The sequence below is a fragment of the Myxococcus sp. SDU36 genome (assembly GCF_030168875.1).
GTDB lineage: Bacteria > Myxococcota > Myxococcia > Myxococcales > Myxococcaceae > Myxococcus > Myxococcus vastator.
Map to the genome: position 1 here is coordinate 8,296,884 of NZ_CP077414.1, position 24,736 is coordinate 8,321,619.

General features: G+C 70.0%; 18 protein-coding genes. 12 read left to right on the forward strand and 6 right to left on the reverse strand.

Features of this window, described 5'->3' with window-relative positions; translation table 11 throughout:
* The first annotated feature begins 56 nt into the window (after positions 1 to 56).
* The 3 genes from priA to def all read left to right on the forward strand — a co-directional run bounded on the left by priA (position 57) and on the right by def (position 8,293).
* A complete protein-coding gene (gene priA / locus KGD87_RS33895; protein ID WP_502887979.1) occupies positions 57 to 2,399 on the forward strand; it encodes a replication restart helicase PriA in 2,343 nt (780 codons plus the stop codon).
* A 15-nt stretch (positions 2,400 to 2,414) separates the two neighbouring features.
* Complete coding sequence (locus tag KGD87_RS33900) at positions 2,415 to 7,670, forward strand: response regulator receiver protein (RefSeq protein WP_284665063.1); 5,256 nt, start codon at positions 2,415 to 2,417, stop codon at positions 7,668 to 7,670.
* Between the two features lie 89 nt (positions 7,671 to 7,759).
* Complete coding sequence (gene def / locus KGD87_RS33905) at positions 7,760 to 8,293, forward strand: peptide deformylase (RefSeq protein ID WP_163784317.1); 534 nt, start codon at positions 7,760 to 7,762, stop codon at positions 8,291 to 8,293.
* Here the strand turns inward: def and nth are convergent.
* A complete protein-coding gene (nth, locus tag KGD87_RS33910; protein ID WP_284665064.1) occupies positions 8,247 to 8,963 on the reverse strand; it encodes an endonuclease III in 717 nt (238 codons plus the stop codon). The genes def and nth overlap by 47 nt on opposite strands.
* A 68-nt stretch (positions 8,964 to 9,031) precedes the next feature.
* Here nth and ltaE point away from each other — a divergent pair, with 68 nt between their 5' ends.
* Together ltaE and KGD87_RS33920 are read left to right on the forward strand one after the other, a co-directional pair.
* On the forward strand, positions 9,032 to 10,057 hold the full coding sequence (gene ltaE, locus KGD87_RS33915; protein WP_284665065.1) for a low-specificity L-threonine aldolase: 1,026 nt from the start codon (positions 9,032 to 9,034) through the stop codon (positions 10,055 to 10,057).
* Positions 10,058 to 10,157: 100 nt separating this feature from the next.
* The gene (locus KGD87_RS33920) at positions 10,158 to 11,165 is read left to right on the forward strand and encodes a M23 family metallopeptidase (RefSeq protein WP_284665066.1); all 1,008 of its coding nucleotides are present in this window, start codon (positions 10,158 to 10,160) and stop codon (positions 11,163 to 11,165) included.
* Positions 11,166 to 11,186: 21 nt separating this feature from the next.
* On the opposite strand, the gene KGD87_RS33925 is transcribed toward KGD87_RS33920, so the two are convergent.
* The gene (locus tag KGD87_RS33925; RefSeq protein ID WP_002635502.1) at positions 11,187 to 11,456 is read right to left on the reverse strand and encodes an HU family DNA-binding protein; all 270 of its coding nucleotides are present in this window, start codon (positions 11,454 to 11,456) and stop codon (positions 11,187 to 11,189) included.
* 610 nt (positions 11,457 to 12,066) lie between these two features.
* On the opposite strand from KGD87_RS33925, the gene KGD87_RS33930 reads away from it, so the two are divergent.
* On the forward strand, positions 12,067 to 13,374 hold the full coding sequence (locus KGD87_RS33930; protein ID WP_284665067.1) for a hypothetical protein: 1,308 nt from the start codon (positions 12,067 to 12,069) through the stop codon (positions 13,372 to 13,374).
* Between the two features lie 40 nt (positions 13,375 to 13,414).
* On the opposite strand, the gene KGD87_RS33935 is transcribed toward KGD87_RS33930, so the two are convergent.
* On the reverse strand, positions 13,415 to 14,578 hold the full coding sequence (locus tag KGD87_RS33935; RefSeq protein WP_284665068.1) for an alpha/beta fold hydrolase: 1,164 nt from the start codon (positions 14,576 to 14,578) through the stop codon (positions 13,415 to 13,417).
* A gap of 93 nt (positions 14,579 to 14,671) precedes the next feature.
* Here KGD87_RS33935 and pssA point away from each other — a divergent pair, with 93 nt between their 5' ends.
* The 4 genes from pssA to KGD87_RS33955 all read left to right on the forward strand — a co-directional run bounded on the left by pssA (position 14,672) and on the right by KGD87_RS33955 (position 18,947).
* Positions 14,672 to 15,538 (forward strand): CDP-diacylglycerol--serine O-phosphatidyltransferase, encoded by an 867-nt coding sequence (pssA, locus tag KGD87_RS33940; protein WP_284665069.1) that lies wholly within the window; start codon positions 14,672 to 14,674, stop codon positions 15,536 to 15,538.
* Between the two features lie 89 nt (positions 15,539 to 15,627).
* Entirely contained in the window at positions 15,628 to 16,893 is a 1,266-nt protein-coding gene (locus KGD87_RS33945; RefSeq protein WP_284665070.1) for a CinA family nicotinamide mononucleotide deamidase-related protein, read from the forward strand.
* Complete coding sequence (locus tag KGD87_RS33950; protein ID WP_284665071.1) at positions 16,890 to 18,380, forward strand: hypothetical protein; 1,491 nt, start codon at positions 16,890 to 16,892, stop codon at positions 18,378 to 18,380. Before KGD87_RS33945 ends, KGD87_RS33950 begins: the two co-directional genes overlap by 4 nt.
* A gap of 57 nt (positions 18,381 to 18,437) precedes the next feature.
* Positions 18,438 to 18,947: a DUF1285 domain-containing protein gene (locus tag KGD87_RS33955; RefSeq protein WP_284665072.1), complete on the forward strand. Its 510-nt coding sequence runs from the start codon at positions 18,438 to 18,440 to the stop codon at positions 18,945 to 18,947.
* Here the strand turns inward: KGD87_RS33955 and recA are convergent.
* Positions 18,944 to 19,975: a recombinase RecA gene (gene recA / locus KGD87_RS33960; protein WP_284665073.1), complete on the reverse strand. Its 1,032-nt coding sequence runs from the start codon at positions 19,973 to 19,975 to the stop codon at positions 18,944 to 18,946. The genes KGD87_RS33955 and recA overlap by 4 nt on opposite strands.
* Before the next feature lie 294 nt (positions 19,976 to 20,269).
* Here recA and KGD87_RS33965 point away from each other — a divergent pair, with 294 nt between their 5' ends.
* Positions 20,270 to 21,649, forward strand: coding sequence for an NAD(P)/FAD-dependent oxidoreductase (locus KGD87_RS33965; RefSeq protein WP_284665074.1), 1,380 nt, complete (start codon positions 20,270 to 20,272; stop codon positions 21,647 to 21,649).
* A gap of 23 nt (positions 21,650 to 21,672) precedes the next feature.
* Here KGD87_RS33965 and KGD87_RS33970 read toward each other — a convergent pair whose 3' ends face one another.
* Positions 21,673 to 23,316, reverse strand: coding sequence for a YifB family Mg chelatase-like AAA ATPase (locus KGD87_RS33970; RefSeq protein ID WP_284665075.1), 1,644 nt, complete (start codon positions 23,314 to 23,316; stop codon positions 21,673 to 21,675).
* Between the two features lie 197 nt (positions 23,317 to 23,513).
* Between KGD87_RS33970 and KGD87_RS33975 the strand changes: the two genes are divergently transcribed.
* Positions 23,514 to 24,188, forward strand: coding sequence for a hypothetical protein (locus tag KGD87_RS33975; protein WP_350100706.1), 675 nt, complete (start codon positions 23,514 to 23,516; stop codon positions 24,186 to 24,188).
* Here the strand turns inward: KGD87_RS33975 and KGD87_RS33980 are convergent.
* Positions 24,089 to 24,712: a DUF2378 family protein gene (locus KGD87_RS33980; RefSeq protein WP_284665077.1), complete on the reverse strand. Its 624-nt coding sequence runs from the start codon at positions 24,710 to 24,712 to the stop codon at positions 24,089 to 24,091. The genes KGD87_RS33975 and KGD87_RS33980 overlap by 100 nt on opposite strands.
* Positions 24,713 to 24,736 lie beyond the last annotated feature (24 nt).

Sequence of the window (24,736 nt, forward strand, 5' to 3'; positions counted from 1 at the left end):
CTGTGGACCCCGGTAGCAGGACGGATGGGGCCGGGGTGGTGGTTGAAGGGAGTGACATGGAACAGCGACCCTTGTGGAGCGGGGCGGTGCGCACCTCCGGTGTGAAAAGCCGCCGGGAACTGTCCGGGCCCGTCGCCGCCGCTACAGTGCGCGCCGAAGTGAGCACTCCCGTCCTGGCCTCCATCGCCGTTGGCCGCCCCGTCCGGGGCGAGTTCACCTACTCCCTCCCGGATGAGCTGGCGGGCCGCCTGGAGCCGGGGCAGCGCGTGCTGGTGCCCTTCGGCCGGGGCACGGCGCTGGGCTTCTACCTGGGGCCCGCGTCTCCGCCGACGGACGAGAAGGTGCGGCTCAAGGCCGTCCAGCGCGTGCTGGAGGACTCGCCGTCCTTGCCCAAGGACCTCATCGCGCTCTTGCGCTTCGCGGCCGTGCACTACCGCCATCCGCTGGGTGAGGTGATTCGCGGCGCGCTGCCGCCCGGCCTGTCGAAGGCCGTGGATGAGAAGGAAGCCAGGCCGGACGTGCAGCACTTCGCGGTGGCGCTCGTCAACGAGGTGCCGCCGGAGCTGGCGCGCGCGCCCGCCCAGTCCGCCGCGCTCGCGTACCTGCTGGCCGTGGGAGGCCGCGCGCCGCTGGAGGAGGTCGCCCACGCGATTCCGGGCGCGCGGGAGACGCTGAAGAAGCTGGCCACGCGCGGCTTCGCCCGTCTGGAGGAGAAGACGGTGGAGGCCAGCGTGAAGGAGGGCCTGATTCAGGGCCGCCCGGACCACCTCACGCCGGAGCAGGACGCGGCGGGCGTGGTGCTGCGCGCGGCCCTGGACGCGGCCGCCTTCCAGCCCTTCCTCCTGCACGGCGTCACCGGCAGCGGGAAGACGGAGGTGTACCTGCGCGCGGCGGAGCATGCGCTGTCGCTGGGGAAGGGCAGCCTCATCCTGGTGCCGGAAATCGCGTTGACGCCGCAGTTGGTGGGCCGCTTCCGCAGCCGCTTCGGCTCGGAGGTGGCGGTGCTGCACTCGGCGTTGAAGGACCGGGAGCGGCTCTTCCACTGGCAGGCGCTGCGCCGGGGCGACGTGAAGATCGCCGTGGGCGTGCGCTCGGCGGTGTTCGCGCCGGTGGACAACCTGGGGCTCATCGTCGTGGACGAGGAGCACGACCCGTCCTTCAAGCAGGAAGAGAAGCTGCGCTACCAGGCGCGCGACCTGGCCGTCGTGCGCGGGAAGCAGGCCGGCGCGGTGGTGGTGCTGGGCTCGGCCACGCCCGCGCTGGAGACGCTGGAGAACGTGAAGCGTGGGCGCTACCAGCTCCTGGAGCTGAAGCGCCGCGTGGATGACCGGCCCATGCCCACCATCGAGCTGGTGGACCTGCGCGTGGAGCGTCCGCGCGAGGGCGTGGTGACGGAGGAGGCGCCCATCCTCAGCCCGCCGCTGCTGGAGGCGATGGCGGAGACGATTGGCCGCGGCCAGCAGGTCATCCTCTTCCTCAACCGCCGGGGCCACAGCACCGTCCTCCTGTGCGAGGTGTGCGGCCTGTCGCTCAAGTGCAGCGAGTGTGACGTGTGCCTCACGCACCACCGCTCGCAGAACCGGGTGGTGTGCCACTACTGCGGCCTGGCCATGCCGGTGCCGGAGCAGTGCCTGGAGTGCACCGGCCCCCTGCTCAAGCTGGGCATCGGCACCGAGCGCGTGGAGGCGGAGGTCCTGGAGCGCATCCCCACCGCGCGCGTCGCCCGGTTGGACCGGGACTCGGCCAGCAGCGCCGAGCGGCTGACGGAAATGCTGGCCTCGTTCGCGCGCCGGGAGCTGGATGTCCTGGTGGGCACGCAGATGGTGGCCAAGGGGCACGACTTCCCGGGCGTGACGCTGGTGTGTGTCGTCATGGCGGACACGTCGCTGTCCATCCCGGACTTTCGGGCCGCCGAGCGCACCTTCCACCTGCTCACCCAGGTGTCCGGCCGCGCGGGCCGGGGCAAGGACCCGGGGCGCGTGCTGGTGCAGACCTACAACCCGGACGCGGAGCCGGTGCGGCGCGTGCTGGCCCACGACTTCGACGGCTTCGCCAGTCAAGAACTGGAGTGGCGCAAGGCGCTGGCCTACCCTCCCTACTCGCGCATGGCCGCCGTCCGCCTGGAGGGGGAGCACCCCGAACAGACGGCCAGCGTGGCGCGCTCCCTGGGGAACATCGTCTCCCGGCACATGCCCCCCGCGTCCGCCGGGGTCCGCATGCTGGGGCCGGCCCTGGCGCCCATCTCCCGCATCCGGGGCAAGACGCGCTGGCAGCTCCTCTTGAAGGGGCCAACGCATACGGCGCTCGCCCCGCTGCTCGCCAGGGTGGAAGCGGCCCTGGTGGATGTTCCTTCCGCGGTGAAGGTCGTGATCGACGTGGATCCGGGAGCCATGCTGTAGACTCGGTGCCCCCCCATGGGCGCACCGGTTCTTCTCGTCCACGACGACATCGCCAATATCGCCGCCGTGCGGCGCCTGCTCACGCGTGAAGGGTACGAGGTCATCCTCGCCACCTCCGCCGCGGATGCCCTCATTGCGTACGGGCACCACCTGCCCGTGCTGCTCGTGCTCGCGCCCGGCGTGGAGAGCGGCCGGGGCCACCTCGTGCTGGAGGAGTTGCTCCAGCACCCGGACGGCAAGTCGGCCCGGGTGCTGCTCCTGGGCGAAGCCATCCCCGGCTTCAGCGCTCCCGTGGCCCAACTGCCCCTGGAAGGGGCGGCCTTCGTCGCGCTGGTGGATTCGCTGGTCAAGGCCCCCGCGGATGCGGACGCCTGGCACGTGGTGGAGAACCGGGAGCTGCCTCCGTCTGGTGGGGGTGACTCGGCGGCCACGGGCGCGGAGGCGGAGTCCTGGCATGCGACGCCGCCGCCCTCGGTGGCGGGCGACCCCGCGCTGGAGAACGCGCTCTTCGGGGACCTGGCGCCGCTGCACCAGACGGACTGGGAGCTGGCGGCCATGACGGACGCGGAGCGCTCCGCCCACGAGGCGGCGCGGCACCGCGAGCGTCAGAGCACGCGCGACCTGGACACCGCCATGGAGCGGGCGCACCTGGAAGTGGAGGCTCAGGCGATGGCCTCCATCGACTCGGCGCTTGCTCCGGATGCCGCGGATGGGTGGGGCGAGCCCTCGCAGGGGCAGGACTGGGGCTCGGCGGTGGACGGTGAGCCGGCCGCCGCGCCCGGAGACGACGCGCACGAGGCGGCCGCGGGGCTCGAGGGTGAAGAGGCCTCGCCGGCCGAGGATGCGCCGCCGGTGGGGCAGTTGGCCTGGACGGAGGAGGCCGTCTCTCAGTCCTCGCTGCGTACGGCGGCCCTGGCGCCTCGGTTGGGCGATGAGGGGTTCTTCGACGTCGACACGCCGGAGGCCCCGGCAGGAGCTGCGCTCTCCGCGGCGGAGGCGGAGCTGTCCGCCATGCGTGAGGAGGCCTCCTTCGCGTCCTTGGCCACGGATGGCTCGTCCTGGACGGAGCTGCCCCCGGACCCTGAGCTGGAGCACGCCGCGCGCGCGGACTCGGAGTTGGATGGGGCGGGCGATGCGCCCGATGAGGTCCCTCCGGCCGGGCCCGAGCCCGAGCAGGCGGCGGACGCCGAGCCGGAATCGCCGTCGTCGGAGACAGATGACGCGTGGGGCACGGAGGCGGCGCTGGGTGCGTCCGCGGACGCGCCGGAGCCGGACCAGGCCGCTGAGGACCCGGATGCGGCGGCGGTCTCCGCGTCCAACTGGGAGTTGCTGGAGGCGGAGCTGCAATCCGCGTCGGCCCCGTCTGACGATGACACGGAGTCGCGGTCGTCGAGCGTAGGGGATGACTGGTTCGACTCGGATGCGGAGACGTCGAGCCCCGCGCCCGAGGCGCCACCCGTCGTCGAGACGCCTGCCCCGGGCGCCGGTGGCTTCGCGGTCCCCGCGCTGATGGCGCAGTGGCAGGCCCAGCAGGAGGAGTCGGAGCGCCAGCTCGAGGAGGCCCACGCGCGTGTGAGCTCCGTCACGGAGGCGCTGGAGCGGGAGGCCGCGCTGCGCCGCGAGCTCGAGCAGCAGGTTCAGGGGCTCCGGGAGCGGCTCGCGGCGGAAGAAGAGGAGCACTCGCGAGAGTCCTTGCTGCGGGCGGAAGCCGAAGCGGAGCTGGAAGGGCTCCGTCAGCGGGAGTCGCATGCGTCCATGGACGCCGCCGCCAGGGCCGCCCTGGCGCGTGACGCGCAGGAGACGGGCGACCTCTCGGCGCTGCGCGAGGAGCTGGAAGCGCAAGTCCGGCTCCGTGAGGAAGCGGAGTCGCTCACCGCCGAGGTCGAGGCCCAGGTCCGCCGGTTCGAGGATGCCTGCGCGGAGGCGGAGCTTCGAGCTGTCGACGCGGAGGCCCGCGCGGAGGCCGAGGCACAGGCCCGTGAGGCGGCGGAGCTTCGCGCCGAGTCGAGCACCCAGGCGTTGCAGGCGCTCGAAGCGCGCCTGGAGTCGGAGGCCGCGGGGCGCGTCGTTTCAGAGGCCCGCGCCGAGTCGGAGTCCCAGGCCCGTCAGGCCGCGGAGCGCCGGGTCGAGTCCGCCGAGGACCTGACCTCGGTGTCGGAAGCGCGCATTGACGCGGAGTCCCGTGCCCGCGAGGCCGCGGAGGCCCGCGCCGATGTGGAGGCACAGGCCCGGCTCGAAGCGGACACGCGTGCGCAGAGCCTGTCGAGAGCCCTCGAGGAAGTAGAGGCGCGCGCGGAGCTGGCGGCGCGTGCGCAGGCGGAGGCGGAGGCGCGCGCGGAGCTGGCGGCGCGTGCGTTGGCGGAGGCGGAGGCCCGGGCGGAGATTGAATCCGCGGCTCGGGTGGACGCCGAAGCACGGTTGGCGTCCGCGGAGGCGGCGCTTGCCGAAGCCTCGGCGCGAGCGGAGATTGAGGCCACGTCGCGCGCCGAAGCCGACGGCCGGGTGGAATCGGTCGCGACGGTGCTGGCTGAGGCGGAGGCCCGGGCGGAGATTGAGTCCGCGGCTCGCGTGGACGCCGAAGCGCGTCTGGACTCCATCGACACGGCGCGTGCCGAGGCCGAGGCCCGAGCTGAGATTGAAGCAACGGCGCGTGCCGAGGCAGAAGCCCGAGCCGAGATTGAGGCAACGGCGCGCGTCGATGCCGAGGCGCGTGCTGAAGCCGAGGCGTTGGCTCGCCAGGCAGCGGAAGCCCGAGCCGAAGCCGAGGCACGAGCACGGGAGGACGCGGAATCCCGCGCCACCTCCGCGTCTGATGCACGCACCGGGCAGGAAGCGGAGGCCCGCGCGAACGCAGAGGCCCGCGCGAAGAAGGCGGAGTCCCGGGCGCAGAAGGAAGCGGAGCTGCGTGCAAACGCAGAGGCCCAGGCTGACAGCGAGGCTGCGGCCCGGACGGAGGCCGAAGCCCGTGCGGAGCAAGAAGCCGCTACACGACTTGAGGCCGAAGCCCGTGCTGAGCGCGCGACAGCGGCGCTGAAAGAGGCCGAGGCCCAAGCCGAGATTGCGGCAGCCGCGCTGAAAGCTGCCGAGGCCCAAGCCGAGATTGCGGCAGCGGCGCTGAAAGACGCCGAGGCCCGAGCTGAGAGTTCGGCAACCGCGCTGAAAGAGGCCAAGGCCCAAGCCGAGAGTGAAGCAACTGCCCGGCAAGTCGCGGAGGCCCGAGCCGAGGCAGAGACCGCCGCACGGCAAGCCGCGGAGGCCCGCGCGGAAATCGAGGCCGAGGCGCGAGCCGCAGCCGATGCACGAGCAGAAGCCGAGGTGGCCGCACGGTCCGAAATCGAGGCCCGCGCCGAGCGCGAGGCGAAGTTGCGTGCGGCAATCGAGCTCCGTGCGGAGAGCGAGGCGTCCTCTCGAACTGATGCGGACACGCGTGCTTCCCGTGAGTCCGAGGCGCGAGCCGCCGCCGAGGCGCGTGCCGAGCACGAGGCAGCGTTGCGCGCCGAAGCCGAGGTGCTAGCGAAGGCGGAGACCCTGGCCCGCGCGGAGGCGGAAGCCCAGGCCCTCGCGGAGACGGAGCGTCGCGCGGAAGCCGAAGCCCGTGCCGAACGTGACGCACAAGCCCGCGCCGAAGCAGAAGCCCGCGCGGAAGTCGAAGCGAAGGCCCGCGCCGAAGCAGAAGCCCGCGCCGAGCAGGAGGCCCAGCAGCGCGCCGAAGCAGAAGCACAGGCCAGGCGAGCCGCCCTGAAGTCCGCCGAGGAGGCGGAGTCCCGCGCCGAAGCCGAGGCGAAGCGCCGTGCCGAGGCTGAAGCCCGCGTCCACCAATCCGCCCAGGCCGAAGCCGAAGCGACCGCCCGCGCGAAGGCCGAAGGCCGCCACCGCACGGCCCTCGAAGTCCGCCTGGACGCCGAGGCGAAGCAGCGCACGACGCTGGAGTCCCGGCTCGAAGAAGAGTCCCGCGCCCGCAACGAGTCCGAGTCCCGGCTCCTCGCGGAGAACGCCAGAATCTCCGAGGAGCTCGCCGAGCTCCGCCTGGAGCACCAGCAGTCCCGAGAGAACCTGGCGAAAGAGCGCGAAGCACGCGAGTCCCTCGAGCAGGCCCTGGAGACACTGCGCACCGAGTCCGCCGAACAGCGCGCCCGCGCCGAGCGCGAGCGCCTGGAATTGGAGGAGCGCGCGCTCCGAGACGCGGAGGAAGCCGCCGCTCAGGCCCGAGCCTCCATGCTGCCCCTGGAAGCGCCTCCCGGCAGACCCGAGCTGGCCGTGGCCCGCAGTGGCAGTGTCACCCAGGATGGCCTGACGAAGCTGGTGCTCCGGCTCTGCGAGGCCCGCATGGAGATGCGGCTGGAGCTGAAGGTGATGAACGCCCTGCGCGTCCTCTGGCTGAGGGACGGGGCGCTCGTGGGCGCCGTCTCCTCCGCGCCAGGGGAGTCGTTGGTCGACCGGGCCCGCGCGGACGGGCTCATCGACGCTCGGCAGGAAGGGGAGCTGCGGCTGGTGCGCAGCGCCACCACGGCCGCGCTGCTGGACGCGCTGCGGGGCCGGGGCTACCTGCGGGAATCCGAAGCCGTGCCCCTGGTCCAGCGCTACACCGAGCAGGTCTTCCTGGACGCGCTGGCGGAGCCCTCGACGCTCTACCGCCTGGTGCCAGAGCCGGCGCCGCACGAGGTGGCGCTCGCCGCCGCCACACGTCCGCCGCTGCACCTGCTGGCCGAGGCCCTGCGCAACACCCTCACCTCCGAATCCCTGCTGGAGGCCGCGGGGAGCCTGCGCGCGCGCGTCACCCGCGGCGATATCCACCTGGTCCCGGGTGACTTCGGCCTGCCTTCGCGGGACCTCCAGCTCCTGTCCCAGGTGGACGGAGCGCACACGCTGGAGGCGCTGCTCCTGGGGGCGGGGCTGCCGCAGGACACGGCCCTGAAGTCGCTCGCGGTGGCGCGGACACTGGGGCTCGTCTCGCTGGAGCCCGCCACGGCCGCGGACGCGGGCGACCTGCCGCCGGAGCTGGACGTCCGGCGGCTGGAATCCAAGTTCGAGGAGATCCAGGACGCGGACTACTTCACGGTGTTGGGGCTGGCACGCTCGGCGGGGGGCGAGGAGGTCAAGCGCGCCTACGCGCTGCTGGCCGCCGAGTTCAACCCCCTGCGCTTCGCGGGGCACCCCGACCCGGCGCTCCAGCACCGCGCGCAGCAGATTCGCACCGTGCTCGCCGAGGCCGCCCAGGCCCTGGGAGACGACCGGCTGCGCGCGGAGTACGCCCGGAGCCTGCTCGACTGACGCCCGTTGGACGGACGGCCTCCCGGGAGTGCAGGGCGGCTCACCCGGAGCGGTTGCCCGTCCGCTCCGGGGAGATTAAGACGGCGTCCATGGTCCGCGAGATCCTCATCTGGCCCGACCCTGTCCTGAAGCAGAAGGCCAAGCCGGTGGCGAAGGTGGATGACTCCACCCGCGCGCTGGTGAAGGACATGTTCGAAACGATGTACTCCGCTGAAGGCGTGGGCCTGGCCGCCCCGCAAATCGGCGTGCTCCAGCGCGTCATCGTGCTGGACACCACGCACAGCCAGCCGGAGCTGAAGCCCCTGGCGATGATCAATCCGGAGATCATCGCCATGGAAGGCGACACGACCTACAACGAGGGCTGTCTGTCCATCCCCGGCGAGGCCGCGGATGTGGACCGGGCCGCCGTGGTCACCGTGAAGTTCCTGGACCCGGACGGTCAGGAGCAGACGCTGCGCTGTGACGGGCTGCTGTCCATCGCGGTGCAGCACGAGACGGACCACCTCGACGGCACCGTCTTCGTGGACCACATCTCGTCGCTGAAGCGCGAGTTCATCCGCAAGCGGATGAAGCGCCTCAAGACTTCGCGCGAGCGCGAGGTGAGCGCGCCGGCGTCTCCGTAGCGCCGGCGTCCTTCTGGACCTTCACGCCCTTCTTCGGGCACAGGTCCGCGACGACGCAGCGCTCACACGCGGGCGAGCGGGCAAAGCAGGTCCGCCGCCCGTGCCACACCAGGAGCTGGTGGCCCAGGGTCCACCGCTCCGACGGCAGCACGGCCTGCATGTCGGCTTCCACCTTGTCCGGGTCCGCCTTCGTGGTGAACCCGAGCCGGAAGGCGAGCCGCTTCACGTGTGTGTCCACGGGGAAGGCCGCGTCGCCTCCCAGGTGGATGCACACCACGCCCGCCGTCTTGTGGCCCACGCCTGGCAGCTTCTCCAGCGCGTCCCGCTGCAAGGGAATCTGCCCGGCGTGCTCCCGCACCAGCGCCCGGGCGGCCGCGACGATGTTCTTCGCCTTGGCGCGGTACAGGCCGCAGGTGCGGATGAAGGGCTCCACGTCCGACGGTTCTGCTTCCGCGTAGGCCTGGGCGTCGGAGAAGCGCTGGAAGAGGGCCGGCGTCACCAGGTTGACGCGCTTGTCCGTGCACTGCGCGGAGAGGATGACGGCCACCAGCAACTCGAGGGGCGTCTGGTAGTCCAGCTCGATGCGGGCATCCGGCATGTCCGCGGCCAGGCGGTCCATCACCCGCAGCGCGCGCTTTCGCTTCTCGGTGACGGTCTCACGTCCAGGCACGGCGCCGTTGTATGTCACACCGGCTGCGAGCCCAAGCACCGGTTGGACGCACCCATTCGGGGAGATTCATGAAGCGCATCGACTTCCGTTCCGACACTGTCACCCAGCCCACGGCCGCCATGCGGCGCGCCATCGCCGAAGCCGAAGTGGGGGATGACGTCTATGGCGAAGACCCCACCGTGCTCCGCCTGGAGGCCCTGGTGGCCGAGCGGCTCGGCCTGGAGGCCGCGGTCTTCGTGCCCTCGGGGACGCAGGCCAACCAGCTGGCCATCGGCGCGCATTGCCGGCCGGGAGACGAGGTGCTCACCGAGGCAGGCAGCCACATCCTCCACTACGAAGGAGGCGCGGTGCCTGCCTTGTGGGGCGTGCAGCCGCAGCCGCTGCCAGGACAGCGTGGCCTGCTGTCGCCGGAGGACGTGAGCGCGGCCGTGCGCGAGGACAACATCCACAACCCGCGCACGCGCCTGCTGTCGCTGGAGAACACGCACAACCGGGGTGGCGGCTCGGTGTGGCCGGTGGAGCGCTTCCGGGCCGTCGTGGAAGCGGCGCGCAAGGCGGGGCTGGCCGTCCACCTGGATGGGGCCCGGCTCTTCAACGCCAGTGTCGCCCTGGGCGTGCCGGTGTCCGCCTGGGCCGCGCTGACGGACACGACGTCCGTGTGCTTCTCGAAGGGCCTGGGCGCTCCGGTGGGCTCGGCCCTGGCGGGGCGCGCGGACGTCATTCGCGAGGCGCGCCGGCTGCGCAAGCGGCTGGGCGGTGGCATGCGGCAGGCGGGCATCCTGGCGGCGGCGGCGCTGCATGCACTGGAGCACCATGTGGAGCGGCTGGCGGACGACCATGCGAACGCCCGCCGGCTGGCCACGGGGCTGGCGGAGCTTCCTGGCGTGAAGGTCGACGCTTCATGGGTGGAGACCAACATGGTCTTCGCGGAGTTCTCCCGGCCCGCCCTGGAGATGGTGGCGCGACTGGAGCAGCACGGGGTCCTGACGAACCCCGCGGGTGCTCCGCGGACGCTGCGCCTCGTCACCCACCTGGATGTGTCCGCCGCCGACATCGGCGAAGCCCTGCAGCGCATCCGCCGCGCCGTGGGCTGAGCACAGCCCTGGGGTGAAACGCGCGCCCGTGGACACCCTGGCTTTGCACGCGGGGTGGGGAAGGAGCGCTCCAGACCGGGCATGGTAGGCTCGCACCGCCGTGCGCCGCCTCAGCCTCCTCGCCTTCGTTAGTGCTTGTGCCTGCGCTACCCGTGGCGCGGAGCCGAAGATGAGCTTCGAGGAGCTCTACGCCACCTCGGCTTCACGGCCGCGCGCGCCGGATGCAGCGCCAGCGCTCCTCCCTGCGCGCCCGCCCGCGCCTGAGACTGCTCCGGAGCTGCATGCCGTGCTCGCCGCCTTCGCGTCGCGGGCGCAGGGCCTCCGTCAGCAGGTGGCGCGAGGCGGGACGATGCCCGCCGCCCAGGTGGAGAACTGGGAGCAGGTGACCTTCGCGTTGGACGGCTTCCTGTCGCGTCGAGCGGCGCCGCGCGTCGGCTCGGGTGATTTGCTGCAGGCCCAGAGCGTCCTGGAGGCCGAGCTGGAGCGGGACGGCTTCACCTACGGCGACATGCCGGCACCCCTGGCCGAGGCGGTGGTGTTGCGAGTGGGCCGACTGGCGCTGCGCACCGCCGAGCTGCGCCGCCTGGAGCAGCCGCCCGAGCCCGCCGAGGATGCGCTTCCGCGCTTCACCTGGCCGGTGGAGCCGGTGTCCATCACCAGCCTCTTCGGCTACCGCTGGCACCCCGTGACGGGCGTGCACCGGCGCCACCTGGGCGTCGACCTGGCCGCGACGCAGGGCCAGCCCATCTACGCGGCGGACAAGGGCGTGGTGCTGCGTGCGAGCCACAACGGCGACCACGGCCTCCAGGTGGCGGTCCAGCACGAGGGCCGCTGGGTGACGCGCTACAGTCACCTGTCCCGCGTGCTGGTGGCCCCTGGCGAGGTGCTGGAGCGAGGCAACGCCGTGGGACTGGCGGGGGAGACGGGGCTGGCCACCGGCGTCCACCTCCACTTCGAGCTGTGGCGCGACGGCCAGCCCATGGACCCGCTGGAGGCGCTGGGTGACGCGGAGCCGCCTCCGGAGCCCATGCCGTCCGTGGCCCGGGGGCCCGGCGGGCGATACCCCGCAATGCAACAGGGGCGCCCCCTTTCGGGTGAGCGCCCCTGAGCGAAGTCCCTGGGCCGTGTCCTAGAGGGAGTTCTTCAGCTCCTTGGCGGGCCGGAAACCGATGGTCTTCGACGCCTTGAGCTTCATCATCTCGTTGGTCTGGGGGTTGCGAATCTTGCGCGCCTTGCGCGACCGGACCGACCAGGTTCCAAAGCCGGGGTAGCTGAAGCGGGCGTCCTTCTTCACCGCCTTACCGATGTTGGTGAAGACGATGTCGAGGATCTGCGCCGCCGACTTCTTGGTGAGACGTGTCTGCGCCGCCACCACCTCGACGAGCTCTGCCTTGGTCATTACGCCCCTCCGTCCGTTGTCTGGCCTTGAAGTGCTTTAACCCGGCTGGTGGTAACAAATCGCTCTTTTCCCTGTCAATGCCGACCGCGGTTTGGAGCCGGAAAATCGGCCTCCAGACGAAAAGTTGGCCCTCTGAAACACCGGACGTAGGAAGAGTGTGGCGCGTCGCTTTCCGATACATCATCGCCACCCATTCGCGGTGAATTGGAAAAAGCCGTGTGTGATCGTGTTTTCAAGAAAGTCTTTGGAATATTGATCGCTTGCGAAGGGGGTCTGATCGCCTTCGGGTGAGTTCCGGCCGGAAGGCGCTAGGATGCTCGCTTGCGTGCGTTTTCGAACCTTCCTGTCCTTGATCCTGCTGCTCGCCAGCGCCTGCCGGAGCCCGGCGCCTCTCGGGACGCCACCGCCTGCGTCGTCCTCTGCCCCCGGCACCCTCTGGGTGGATGCGGCTGGAGCGGAGCCTGGCGACGGCTCGCGTGAGCGCCCGCTGCGCAGGCTTGGCGAGGCACTGGCGCGGCCCGGGGTCCTGACCGTGCGGGTAGCCCCCGGACGCTACTCGGGGCCTTTCCTGATCCCACCCGGAGTCCGGGTGGAGGGGCAGGGGCCAGAGGTGGTTCTGCAAGCGGAGGACTCCACTCGCGCGGCGCTCCAGGTGAGTAAAGATGTGTATCTGTCGGACTTGGTCGTTCAGGGTGGGCTTTGGGGGCTGGAGCTCATGGACGGCGGTCATGTCCGGCTGGCTCGGGTGGGCTTCCGCGGGCAGGTGACGGGAGCGGTGCGCGTGGCGGCGGGGCGGCTGGACGTGGAGGGCAGTCGGTTCGAGGCGGCGCCAGCGGCCACGGTCGGGGTGCTGGTCGAAAGCGGACGAGCCCCGTCTCCGCGCGACGCCTCGTCCAAGCCGGAGGTGCTGTCGAACACGGACCGAGCCGAGCGCGCCCACCACGACAGCGAAGCTGCCACGGGCGCGGGAGCGCGGCAGAAGGGCCCGAGGCAGTCCGGAGGCACCGTAGAGGCCCACCTCCGCGCGAGCACCTTCACCGGCCCCTACCGTCGCGCCGTGCGGCTGCGCGGCGCGGACGTGCGGGCCACGTTGGAGGACCTCCAGTTCACGGGTGCCGCGACAGCAGTGGGCGTGGATGGTGCGTACGCCGAAGTGCGGCGCTCCACCGCGGAAGGTGGGCAGGCGGCGGCCTTCTCGGTGATGGACGGCACCCTCCTCCTGGATGAGGTCTCCGTGACGGGGCACGAGTACGGCGTGTCCTCCATGCGGGCACGCAGGCTTGACGTGCACCGCTTCACGTCGGTGCGGGCCACTCGGGCTGGAATGGGACTGTTGGTGTCACGCGCCCGGCTTCGAGACATCGTGATTCGGGACAGCGGCGCCTATGGCGGGCTTCAGTTCTCGGGCGGGGACCTGGACGTCCAGGGCGTTCGGGTGGACGGCGCCGCCGAGTACGGGGTGATGGCGCTGCGCGGGAAGCTGCGGCTCCGCGACGTGGACATCCGCCGGGTGCACACGGCCGACGGTGTCACCGGGGATGGCCTGCACCTGCGTCAGGTCGAAGCGGACGTGGAGGGCGTGGTGGTGCGCGACGCGCAGGGCGCGTGTGTCCTCGCGGCTCAGAATGCCCGCGTGTCACTGCGGGACGCGAAGCTGGAGAAATGCGGGTACGTGGGCCTGCTGACGGACACCCTGGCGCGCATGAACGCGGCCAACGTGGACATTCAAGGGGCGGCGACGGCGCTGGGCGCGCTGGGCAACGGCGAGCTGCGCGTGGAGTCCCTCTCCGCGACTGGCCTGGAGTCGGGGTTCATCCATGCGGAGTGCGAGGGCACCACGCAGGTGCACCTGAAGGAATTCCGCTCCGAGGACACGCGAGGCCTGTCGGCGCGGTGTGTCCACGCCAGTCCGAAGTGAGCCGGCACGGCAACAACCGTTGCTCCCGCCCACCGGATGCTCAGGGGACGGAGCGCTCCGGCTCGCGAGGCTCCTCTTCCACTTGGTCGGGGGCGGGGTCGGTGATGGCGGCGGGCAGGGCGGAGGCATGTCGCTCCAGCCACTCGCGGATGACGGGGTAGACCTCCGACGGCGCGCCGGTGCCGAAGATGAGGTCCCCGTGCCCGTAGTCCATCTTGTCACCGTGGTCCGTGCCGAAGATGTGCAGCGTGCGGTCGGGCGCGGTGGCGAGCGCGTACTGCGACTCCACGTTGGCCGGCGTGGCCAGCCGGTCCGAGCTGCCACCCATGACGAGCAGCGGAAGCTGGAGCTGCGCGATGCCGGCGCGCCAGTCCTTCGCGTGGTCGAAGGAGCGGAACACGTCGTGCTCAATCCAGTCCTGGAACTGGAGCAGCACCTTGCGGCTCATCGACGACATCATGTTCGCGTAGACCTGCCGCTGGATGCGGGGGGGGATGTGCTCGGGGTTCACCAGCAGGTCCGACAGGGGCAGGGTGACGTAGCCCAGGAAGGGCGCGAGGCTTGCGCTCATCCACTCCTGCCGGAAGCGTGCGGGCCATGCGGCACGGACGCCCATGGAGACGAGTGTGCGCAGGAAGGGCTCCGACTTGAAGTGCACGGGCGCGCCCAGCGTGAGCAACCCCGCGAGCTTCTCCCCGTGCGGGCCTTGGCCGACGCCGTAGCCCACCAGCCCGCCCAGGGAATGGCCGAGCCAGAAGGCGCGTTTCGCACCCGTCTCCTTCAACGCCAGCTCCAACAGCGCGGGGCCGTCCTGGAGGATGTGGTCGTCGATGGTGAAGTCCGTGTACCTCCGGCCGCGAGGCGGCTGGCGTGAGTGCCCGGTGCCGCGCCACTCGACGCTGAAGCAGTCGAACCCCGCTTCGGTCAGGTAGTGCGCGACGGAGTAGGGAGGCTCGAAGTCGAAGGTGAAGCGGTTCGCCGCGAGCCCGTGGCACAGCAGCACGGGCTCCTCGAAGCGGCGCACGGTCGCGCGCCGCGCGTGAATCACCAGCTCCCAACCGTCCTCGCAGCGGGCGCGGAGGACCTGGGGCAACTCCGCCCTGGGCCGGTACCATCGCCGCACGGCCACGACCCAAAGGACGTTCCACAGCACGAGGGCGATTCCAGCGACCAGTACCCACACCACCCACCGCGAAGCGTCCATGCATCCTCCTTCTCAAAAATAAAACCCTGCTAAGGTCGGTTCACCCGCCGTCCTGCCGCCGGGAAGTCACGGCCATCAGAGGAAGTCGAGGGAATGATGAAGTTGCGGAAACTGATGTTCGTGCTGCCGAATCTCTTCACCGTCACGTCCATTTTCTGCGGCTTCTACGCCATCACCTTGTGCACAGGGGACGCCGAACCGGTGCAGCTGTACCAGGCGGCCCTGGCCATCTTCTTCGCCATGTTCTTCGACGGCTTTGATGGCCGGGTGGCCCGGTTGACGAAGACGCAGAGCGACTTCGGCGTGCAGCTCGACAGCCTGGCGGACGTCCTCTCCTTCGGGGCGGCGCCCTCCCTCCTGGTGTACAAGTGGGCGCTCGAGCCCCTGGGCTTCGTGGGGCTGTTCATCGCGTTCTCCTTCGCGGCCTGTGGCGCATTGCGTCTGGCGCGCTTCAACGTGTTGGCGGCGCGCAACCCGCACGGAGGCGGTGGCAGCTTCTTCGTGGGCCTGCCCATCCCCGTTGCGGCCGGCATGCTGGTCTCCGTCATCATCTCCCACCACGCGGCGACGCAGGGGGAGCCCCTGGCCGACGGCGCCGTGGTGCCCATGGCGGTGGCGGTGGCGGGCCTCTCCCTGCTGATGGTGTCGACGGTGCGCTACCGCACCTTCAAGGACACGCGGCCCAACCGGAAGAGCGCGCTGGCCTTCATGCTCGTGGTGGTGGGCGGCACGGTGATCGCCACCCAGTTGCACCCGGCCTGGGTGCTGGTGGCGTGCTGTGGCGCCTACCTCGCGCTGGGGCTGGTGGAGTCGGCGGTGCTGGTTCGCGGCCGGCTGGTCGCTCGCAAGGTGGCGGACCCCTGCGCGGTGGCCGCGGTCGCGGTGGCCACGGTCATCGACGACGAGGAAGAAGAGGACGGGGAGTCCACCCAGGGCAACGACGGGCCCGCGTACCTCTGACCGACCCCCTTCCAGACCAGGGGGCGTTGCGGCTGGGGAGCGCTTCGGTCCGTGCCCAGTCGTCCGGCTGCCGCTAGGATGCGCGGCCCATGCGCGTCGAGCTGCTGTGCACCGGTGACGAGCTCGTCACCGGCCTCATTACGGACACGAACAGCACGTACCTGGAGGCCCGCCTCTTTGACCTTGGCGTCAAGGTGGAGCGCGTGGTCCTGGTGGGAGACGTGCGGCCGGACATCACCCAGGCGCTGAAGGAAGCCGCTTCGCGCGCGGACGTGGTGGTGGTGTCGGGAGGACTGGGTCCCACGTCGGACGACTTCACCCTCGAATGCGCCGCGGAGGCCGCGGGGGTGCCGCTGGAGGAGGATGCCCAGGTCCTCGACTGGCTGCACCAGCGCTACGCCGCGCGAGGCCTGTCGCCCAACCCAAGCGCCCTGCGCATGGCCCGCGTCCCTCGGGGCTCCAAGCCCGTGAGGAACCCCGAGGGCTCCGCGCCGCTCGTCTTGATGAAGCTGGGAGGCGCCCAGGTGTTCTTCCTTCCGGGGGTGCCCCGTGAGTTCAAGGCGCTCCTGGAAGGCGAGGTGCTGCCGCGGGTCCGCGCGACGCTCGACGCCCGCCCCGGACGCACCTACCGGGCGTTCCGGCTGCTGCGCACCGTGGGCATCCCGGAGTCGGAGCTCGACCTGTCGGTCGCGCCCATGGGCTCCCGGCATCCCCGCATCGTGTTCGGCTTCCGGACCCACGCACCTGAAAACCACCTGAAGCTGATGGCGGAGGCCCCCTCTCAAGCGGAGGCGGATGCCGCGCTCGCCGCCGTGGAGGTGGAGTGCCGTCAGCTGCTGGGCACGAAGCTCTTCGGTGTGGACTCGGAGGCGTACGCCGCGGTGGTCCTCGAAGCGCTTCGTCGGGCGGGTGCCACGCTGGCGGTGGCGGAGAGCTGCACCGGTGGCCTCATCGCCCAGCAGCTCACGGCCGTGCCGGGCTCCAGCGAGGTCTTCATCGGCGGCGCGGTGGTGTATTCGGAGAAGATGAAGTCCGCATGGGTGGGCGTCCCTCCCGGCGTGCTCGCACGACACACGGCTGTCTCGCGCGAGACGGCCGAGGCCATGGCGGAGGGCGTGCGCGATGCCTGCGGCGCGACCTATGGCTTGTCGGTGACGGGATACGCGGGCCCGGGTGGCGGCACGCCGGAGGATCCGGTCGGCACTGTGTACTGCGCGCTGTCGGCGCCTGGCATGCCCACCCGCTGTGAGCGCATCTCTGTCACCGGCGACCGCGACCGCGTGCGCCTGTTCGCCGCTTCCCACACGCTTGAAATGCTGCGGCAGCACCTGCTCGCCGCGCCCGCGACCCCATGAGCCGTTCCAAGTCCAAGCGCCCCCGTCCGTCCTCCTCCGAACCGGGAGCTTCCGAACCGGCTGTGTCAGGAGCGGCCGCCAGCGCGCCAGTCCCTTCCGCCGAGCCTGAAGCCGCCTCGCCTTCGGTGTCACCCGAGCCCGCGTCCTCACCGGGTACGCCCGTGTCGGGAGGCCTGCCGCTGAACGTCGCGCGCGTGTGGCTGTCCGCCTACCGCGTGGAGGTGCTTCTGTTCGTGGTCGCCTTCGTGGTGCTCGCCAGCTTCAGCTCCCAGCGCTTCCTGCGCCAGAGCGCCGCGCCTCACTTCGTCTACCAGGCGCAGGCATGGATGGAGGGGCGGCTGGACGTGGACCCGCAGGTGCTGCCCAACATGGAGGATTGGGCCTGTGTCCGCATGGTGAACGGCGACAAGGTCCGTTGCACCGGGCGCCCGCTTCCAACGGACCGCTGGTTCGTGAGCTTCCCGTCCTTCCCCGCGGTGGCGATGTTGCCCTTCGTCGCACTGCACGGCTACCAGTTCAACGACACCTCGTTCGGCGTCATCGTCGGTGCGTTGGCGGTGGCGCTCTTCTTCTCGCTGCTGCGCTTCCTGGCGAAGGAAGGGGAGACGGAGCGCAACCGCAACGAGAACGTGGCCCTGGCGCTCATCCTCGCCTTCGGCACCCTGTTCTTCTACTGCGCCATCCGAGGAGAGGTCTGGTTCAGCGCCGAGGTGATGGGCGTGGCGCTCACCTGTCTCTACGTGCGCAACGCCGTCCGGGCGCATCGCCCGCTGCTGGCGGGCCTGTTCTTCTCCATGGCGACGCTCACGCGGACGCCCTTGCTCTTCACGGGGCTCTTCTTCGTGCTGGAGGCGCTGTGTCCCGGGCCGGAGCCTCGCCTGGCGCAGCTCAAGGCCCTGGCGCGGGACTGGAAGCCCGCCGCGAGGAAGCTGGGCCTCTTCACGTTGGGCGCCGCGCCGTTGGCGGGGCTCGCGGCCGCGTACAATGTCTACCGCTACGGCCGGCTGAGCGAGTTCGGGCACGCGTACCTCTTCAACAACCGCGTCAACGTGGACATCGACCGCACGGGGCTCTTCAATTGGGAGTACCTGCCACGAAACCTGGAGGCGGCCTTCTTCAAGCTGCCCTCGGTGTCCTTGTCGCCGCTGAAGCTGGGATATGACCCGCACGGGCTGACGTTGCTGCTGACGCTGCCGCTGCTCGTCTTCCTGTTGGTGCCGAAGACGCGCCCGCGCCTGCATTGGCCGGTGTGGCTCACCGTGGCGGTGTGCGCGCTGCCCGGGCTCTTCTACCAGAACACCGGTTACATGCAGTTCGGCTTCCGGTTCAGCCTCGACTACACGCCCTACCTGCTCCTGCTCTTCGCATTGGGTGGCTGGTCCCTGCGGAATCGGGCGGTGCTGGCCGCGGTGGCGCTTGGCGTGCTGGTGAACTTCTGGGGAGCCGTGGCCTTCCGCGGCTACACGGAACTTGTCCGGAACTGGTAGCGCCCCACGTTTCATGGGCTTGAATCCTTCGCGCTCCACGCGCAGATGAGAGACGTCATGCAACCACCCACTGGACAGCCGCCTCCCGGCAAGCGCTGGCACACCCGCGAGGACAGCGGCATCCGCCTCGACGCGAGGATGCGCTGGTGGCACGACGACGAGCCTATCCTCCATCCCAAGATCATCGAGCTCTTCAACGCCTCGCTCGTGCTGGACGAAACGGGCCGCTACCAGCTCCGCATTGGCGACGACTGGTGCTTCATCCAGGTGGAAGGCGCCGCCTACGAGGTCCGGACCGTGGACGTCACCCCCGACGAGCGGGTGTCCGTGCGCCTGAGTGACCGCACCGCCGAGGCGCTAGACGTCGCCAGCCTGCATCTGGACGCGGACGGCGTGCTGTCCTGCCGGGTGAAGCAGGGGCGGGCCCAGGCGCGTCTCTCCCGCGACGCGCAGTACCAGCTCGGCCTGCTCCTGGAGGAGGGGCCCGACGGCGGGCTCGTGCTGAGTGTCGGTCAGCGCAAGCTCGCCGTCCCTGTCGCGCTGGACGCGTTGGCGTCCTCCGTCTAGGCGGCCGCGACCTCCGCTGGTGCAGGCGGGGAGGGCAGGGCGGAGGTCCCCGTGAGCTCCTTGCCCAGCGCTTCCAGCACGTCGGGGTGTTCGCGCAGCCACTCGGCGGCGCGCTCCCGGCCCTGGCCGATGCGCTCTCCCCGCAGGCTGAAGTGGCTGCCCGACTTCTCGATGAGGCCCGTGGCCACGCCGAGGTCGAGCACTTCCCCCACGCGGTGGATGCCGCTGCCGTACATGAGGTCGAACTCGGCTTCCTGGAAGGGCGGGGCGACCTTGTTCTTCACCACCTTCACTCGCGCCTTCGAGCCCACCACGGCGTCTCCGTCCTTGATGTTGCCCGTGCGGCGAATCTCCATGCGCACGGAGGCGTAGAACTTCAGCGCATTGCCGCCGGTGGTGGTCTCCGGATTGCCGAACATCACGCCAATCTTCATGCGAATCTGGTTGATGAAGATGATGCACGTGCCCGACCGGCTCACCGCGCCCGTCAACTTGCGCAGCGCCTGACTCATCAGCCTCGCCTGGACGCCCATGTGCGCGTCCCCCATCTCCCCTTCGATTTCGGCCCGTGGCACCAGGGCCGCCACGGAGTCGACGACGATGAGGTCCACCGCGCCGGAGCGCACCAGGTGCTCCGTGATTTCCAGCGCCTGTTCGCCGGTGTCGGGCTGCGATACGAGCAGCTCCTCCACGCGGACGCCCAGCTTTCGCGCGTAGGACACGTCCAATGCGTGCTCCGCGTCGATGAAGGCCGCCACGCCTCCCGCCGCCTGCACCTGGGCAATCGCATGGAGGGTGAGCGTCGTCTTGCCCGAGGACTCGTTCCCGAAGACCTCCACCACACGGCCCCGCGGGTAGCCGCCCACGCCCAGCGCGCGGTCCACTCCCACCGAGCCGGAGGGGATGACGGCCACCTTCTGTTCGCGCGCCTCTCCGCCCAACGTCATCACCGAGCCTCGTCCGAACTGCTTCTCAATGCTCGCCACCGCCGCCGCCACCGCCTTCAGCTTCTCCGCCAGCTTGCTCATCGCGTCTGCCACTCCCTCGCCGCCCTTGCTGTGTTGGATGCCGCGTCCAGGGACGCCGTCATGGCGCCGCCAGCGCAGCGGGCAGGCAGGGAAGCAACCCCCGTGCCGCCCACTCCTCCCCCTGAGAGATGGGCGTAGAGGCGTCCAGGTGCGCGGCTGTGTGTCCGGTAGCGTGGAGTGTGCGCGCGCCGTTCCGGCAGTCGCATGAGAAACAAGTATGGGAGCCCACGCCTGGCGCCATGGCGGATGGCGCTTTGCGTTGAAGATGGGCTGGGCAGGCATGACCTTTCCTGCGTGAGCCCGAAATCAAAGCGCGAAGACCTGCCCCATGTGGTCATCCTCGGCGGTGGTTTTGCCGGCCTCTATGCCGCCCGCCATCTCTACAAGGCATCCGTGCGTGTCACGATGGTGGACCGGCAGAATCATCACCTGTTCCAGCCCCTGCTCTATCAGGTGGCCACGGCGACGCTGAGTCCCAGTGAAATCGCGGCGCCGCTCCGGGCGGTGCTGGGGCACCATCGGGTGGCGGTGGTGCTGGCGGAAGTGACGGGCGTGGATACCGCCGGCAAGCGCGTGCTGCTCACCGATGGAGAGCTGAGGTACGACTACCTCGTCATCGCCACGGGAGCCACGCACTCCTACTTCGGCAATGACGCCTGGGCTCAGTTCGCCCCCGGGCTGAAGTCCATTGAGGACGCGGTGGAGATTCGCCGGCGGATCCTGGTGGCCTTCGAACTGGCGGAGCGGGAGACGGACCCGGAGATTCGTCGCTCGCTGCTCAACTTCGTCATCATCGGCGCCGGCCCCACGGGGGTGGAACTCGCGGGCTCGTTGGCGGAAATCAGCCGGCATTCGCTTTCAGGTGACTTCCGGAACATTGACCCGCGCGATGCGCGCATCATCCTCATCGAGGGTGTGGACAGGGTCCTGCCTGTCTATCCGGATGACCTGTCACAGAAGGCCTGCCGCACGCTCGAGAAGCTGGGCGTGGAGGTTCGCACGGGGGCGCGGGTCACCAACATCACCGAGCAAGGCGTCTTCATTGGCAAGGAGTTCATCCCCGCGCGGACGGTGTTGTGGGCCGCGGGCGTGGCGGCATCGCCGGTGGCCAGGTCGCTGGGCGTCGAGCTCGACCGGGCCGGGCGCGTGCGCGTGACGCCCGAACTGACGGTGCCAGGCCACGAGGAGGTCTTCGTCGTTGGCGACCTGGCCTCACTCAATGATTCGGAGGGCAAGCCGGTGCCGGGCCTTGCTCCCGCGGCCATGCAGGAAGGCAAGCACGCCGCCCACAACATCCGCTGCCAGTTGCAGGGCAAGCCGATGGAGCCCTTCTCCTACTGGGACCGTGGCTCCTACGCGGTGATTGGCCGTGGCCACGCCGTGGGCATCGCCTTCCGTCGCTTCAAGCAGGCGGGCTTCGGTGCCTGGATGGCCTGGCTGTTCATCCACATCACCTTCCTCATTGGCTTCCGCAGCAGGCTGGCGGTGCTGCTCAACTGGGCCTACTCGTACCTGACGTTTGGCAAGTCGGCGCGCATCATCACGGGCCCTTCGCCTCGCTTGGATCGGCTCCAGTCCACCCACGCCCTGCCGGTGGGCGGAGAGGCCCCGTCCATCCCGGAGGAGCCCCGCTTCCAGACGACAGCGTCTCACGCGGAGCCCGCGACGCAGTGATGCCCTGCCGCGCGCGGCAGTCCTCAGCCCTCCAGGTCCTCCACCGGGCTGGCCCTGCCGGAGGGGCCGGTGTTCCGCCAGGCGGCGTCGGCTGGCGGAGGGGCAGGGCGGGCACCGTGAAGCTTGCCTTGCATCGCCCCGCGCCGGTCCAGCATGCGGCAGTTGATGGCGAGCTGCATGTCGGACTGCTCGATGCGTTCGTGTCCCTCGAGGTCTGCCCGCGTGAGCGCCAGCTTCATGAGGCGGTCATGGGCTCGCGCGGACAGGCCGAACATCCGCACCGCCTGCTGCAGCATGTGCTCGGCCCGTTCGCTCATGTCGCAGTACCGGCGCAGCAGGTGCGCGGGAAGCTGGGCGTTGCAGTGGATTCCCGGCTCATCGCGATAGCGGGCGCGTTGACGCTCGCGCGCGATTTGGGCGCGCTCGCGGTAATAGCGGCTCGAGGGCTCTTGGACCGTCGAGCGGGCCATGTGGTGATACTCCACCGGGCGCGTCTGCAGGCTGATGTCGATGCGGTCCAACAGGGGCCCGCTGACGCGCGTCATGTAGTCGAAGACGCGCTGCTCGCCGCACGTGCAGGGGCGGTTGGGGACGTTGTAGTAGCCGCAGGGGCAGGGGTTCATCGCGGCCACCAACATCACCCGGCAGGGATAGGTGATGTTCTGGTTGGCGCGTGCCAGGTGGATGACGCCTTCCTCCATGGGCTGGCGCAGCACTTCCAGCACGTTCTTCCGGAACTCCGGAAGCTCATCGAGGAAGAGCACGCCATTGTGCGCCAACGAGAGTTCGCCGGGCCTCGCCGACAGGCCACCTCCCACCAGCCCCGCGTCGGAGAGGGTGTGGTGCGGCGCGCGGAAGGGGCGCTCGCGCATCAAGGCGTGGTCTTCGCCCAGCAACCCCAGCACCGAGTAGACCTTCGTCACCTCCATGGCCTCGGTGAACGTCATCTCCGGCAGGATGCCGGGCAGGCGCCGCGCCAGCATCGTCTTCCCCGAGCCCGGTGGCCCGGACATCAGGACGTTGTGGCCCCCCGCCGCGGCGATTTCGAGGGCGATTTTCAGGTCTGCCTGTCCGCGCACATCGGACATGTCAGGCGCTTGCCCCGTGGGTGCCAGAAGCCTGGGTTCACGCTGCCGCGTATAGGGCGTGATGCTGCAAACCCCCGTCAGGTGTTCCACCGCCTCCCGCAGGGTCTTCACGGGAAAGACGTGCAGGCCTTCGACGAGCGCCGCCTCGGCCGCGTTGGCCCAGGGCACCATGACGCCTTCAAAGCCGCCGTTGAGCGCCGCCACCGCCAGCGGAAGCACCCCTTTGATGGGGCGGAGCGCTCCGTCCAGGGACAGTTCGCCTCCGAAGAGCAGCCGTCCCAGCGGGGCTTCATCCATCAGCTTCGCGGCGGCCAGGACGCCCAATGCAATGGGCAGCTCGAACGCCGCGCCTTCCTTCTTCAAGTCCGCGGGCGCCAGATTCACGGTGATTCGCTTCTGGGGAAGCTCGAAGCCCGTGTTCTTCAGCGCGGAGATGACGCGGACTTTCGACTCCCGGACCGCTCCCTCCGCCTGCCCCACGACGTTGAAGTAGGGGAGGCCGAGCGCCATGTCGACCTCACACTCCACCACCACCACGTCGATACCCATCAACGCCCCCGACCGCACCCTCGCCAGCATGTCCCGTCCTCTCGCCGTGCCGCGCGGAGTCCTTCAGCAATGCACGTACCGAGCCCCACCCCTGGCGTAGGCCCGCGCACGCCAATCCACGGCAGCGGATGACCATCCCAGCCTCGGGAGGTGGAGTTTCAGTCCCGTGGTATTTGTGAAGCCAGGGCTAGCCATGCCCTGACGAGTCCGGTAGCGTTTCACCCACCTTGGGGGACGCAATGGGGGCAGAGGCTGCAGTGGAATCGGGGGTCGTTCGTCAGCGCCGGCAGGTCCGTATCCGCAGGGCGGACATCAAGCGGGGCCAACGCATGAAGGTGGCGTTCGGCGTGTTCCGCTTCTGCCTCTACGGCATGGTGGGGCTCAGCGCCGAAATCTTCTTCTACAATCTGGTGCGGATTGCCCAGCACGTACCGCTGCTGGAGGCGCTCTTCCGCTTCCAATGGCGCGTGGACGACCGGTTGGGGCTCAACGCCATCTGGGACACGCCCATCGCCACGGCGTACGGGCAGTGCTCACTGTGGATGTTCGTCATTTACGGCGTGGCGTGCTTCTGCTTCATTGAGCCGCTCTACCGCTGGATGCTGTACCAGCACACGGGCTTGCGAGCCTCGGTGTACGGAGTGGTCATCCTGCTCTTCGAGGGCTTCTCCGGCGTCATGCTGGAGCGGCTCACGGGGTACCGCATCTGGTACTACGCGGATGCCGGCGCCATTCTCTGGCAGATGACCTCGCTCTACATCCTGCCCATCTGGATGGTGACGGGCTTGCTGGCGGAGTTCATCTACAGGGAGCTGATGGACCCCGACCTGCTGGCGGCCTTGGAGTCTCCGCTGCCCGCCACGCCGGAAGAGACCGAGGCCTCGCTCCAGTTGATTCGGTAGACGCAGGCGTGGCCGTCGTAGCCGGACATCTCGATGACGATGTCCTGCGCGCCGGCCACCCGCAGCCCCGCGTGGATGATGCCCGCGGTGAAGGCCGGGTAGGGGCCTACCTCGTTCATCCAGAGCTCGAACTGGGTGGGCCCCAGCTCACGCAGCTTGGATTCCGTGTAGTTGTTGCCAGCCCGGAAGTTCTGCGTGGCTCGCATCAGCGTCCTGCGGGGCCCCAGCACGCGAAGCAATGAGAGCACGGCGCGTCCCAGCATCGTCTCGCGGAAGCCTTCGATATAGGATTCGCCCAGCTTCCAGGTGCCCTGCTCGAGCGGGAGTTGGGGAAAGAGCTCCTCCGAGGTGATGCGGAGGAACGTCATCCACGCGTCGAAGGCGTAGGCCGGCCGGAGCTTCTGGTCCACATCAAGCCCTGCCTGCCGCAGGCGCGCCTTGCACTCAGGCGTCAGGCGCCCGTGCAGTGCTCGCAGGTACAGGGCTTCGATGGTCTGCTCGAAAATGAGAAGCTCGTCGGCCATGAGGAGTGAACTCTAGCCGACGAG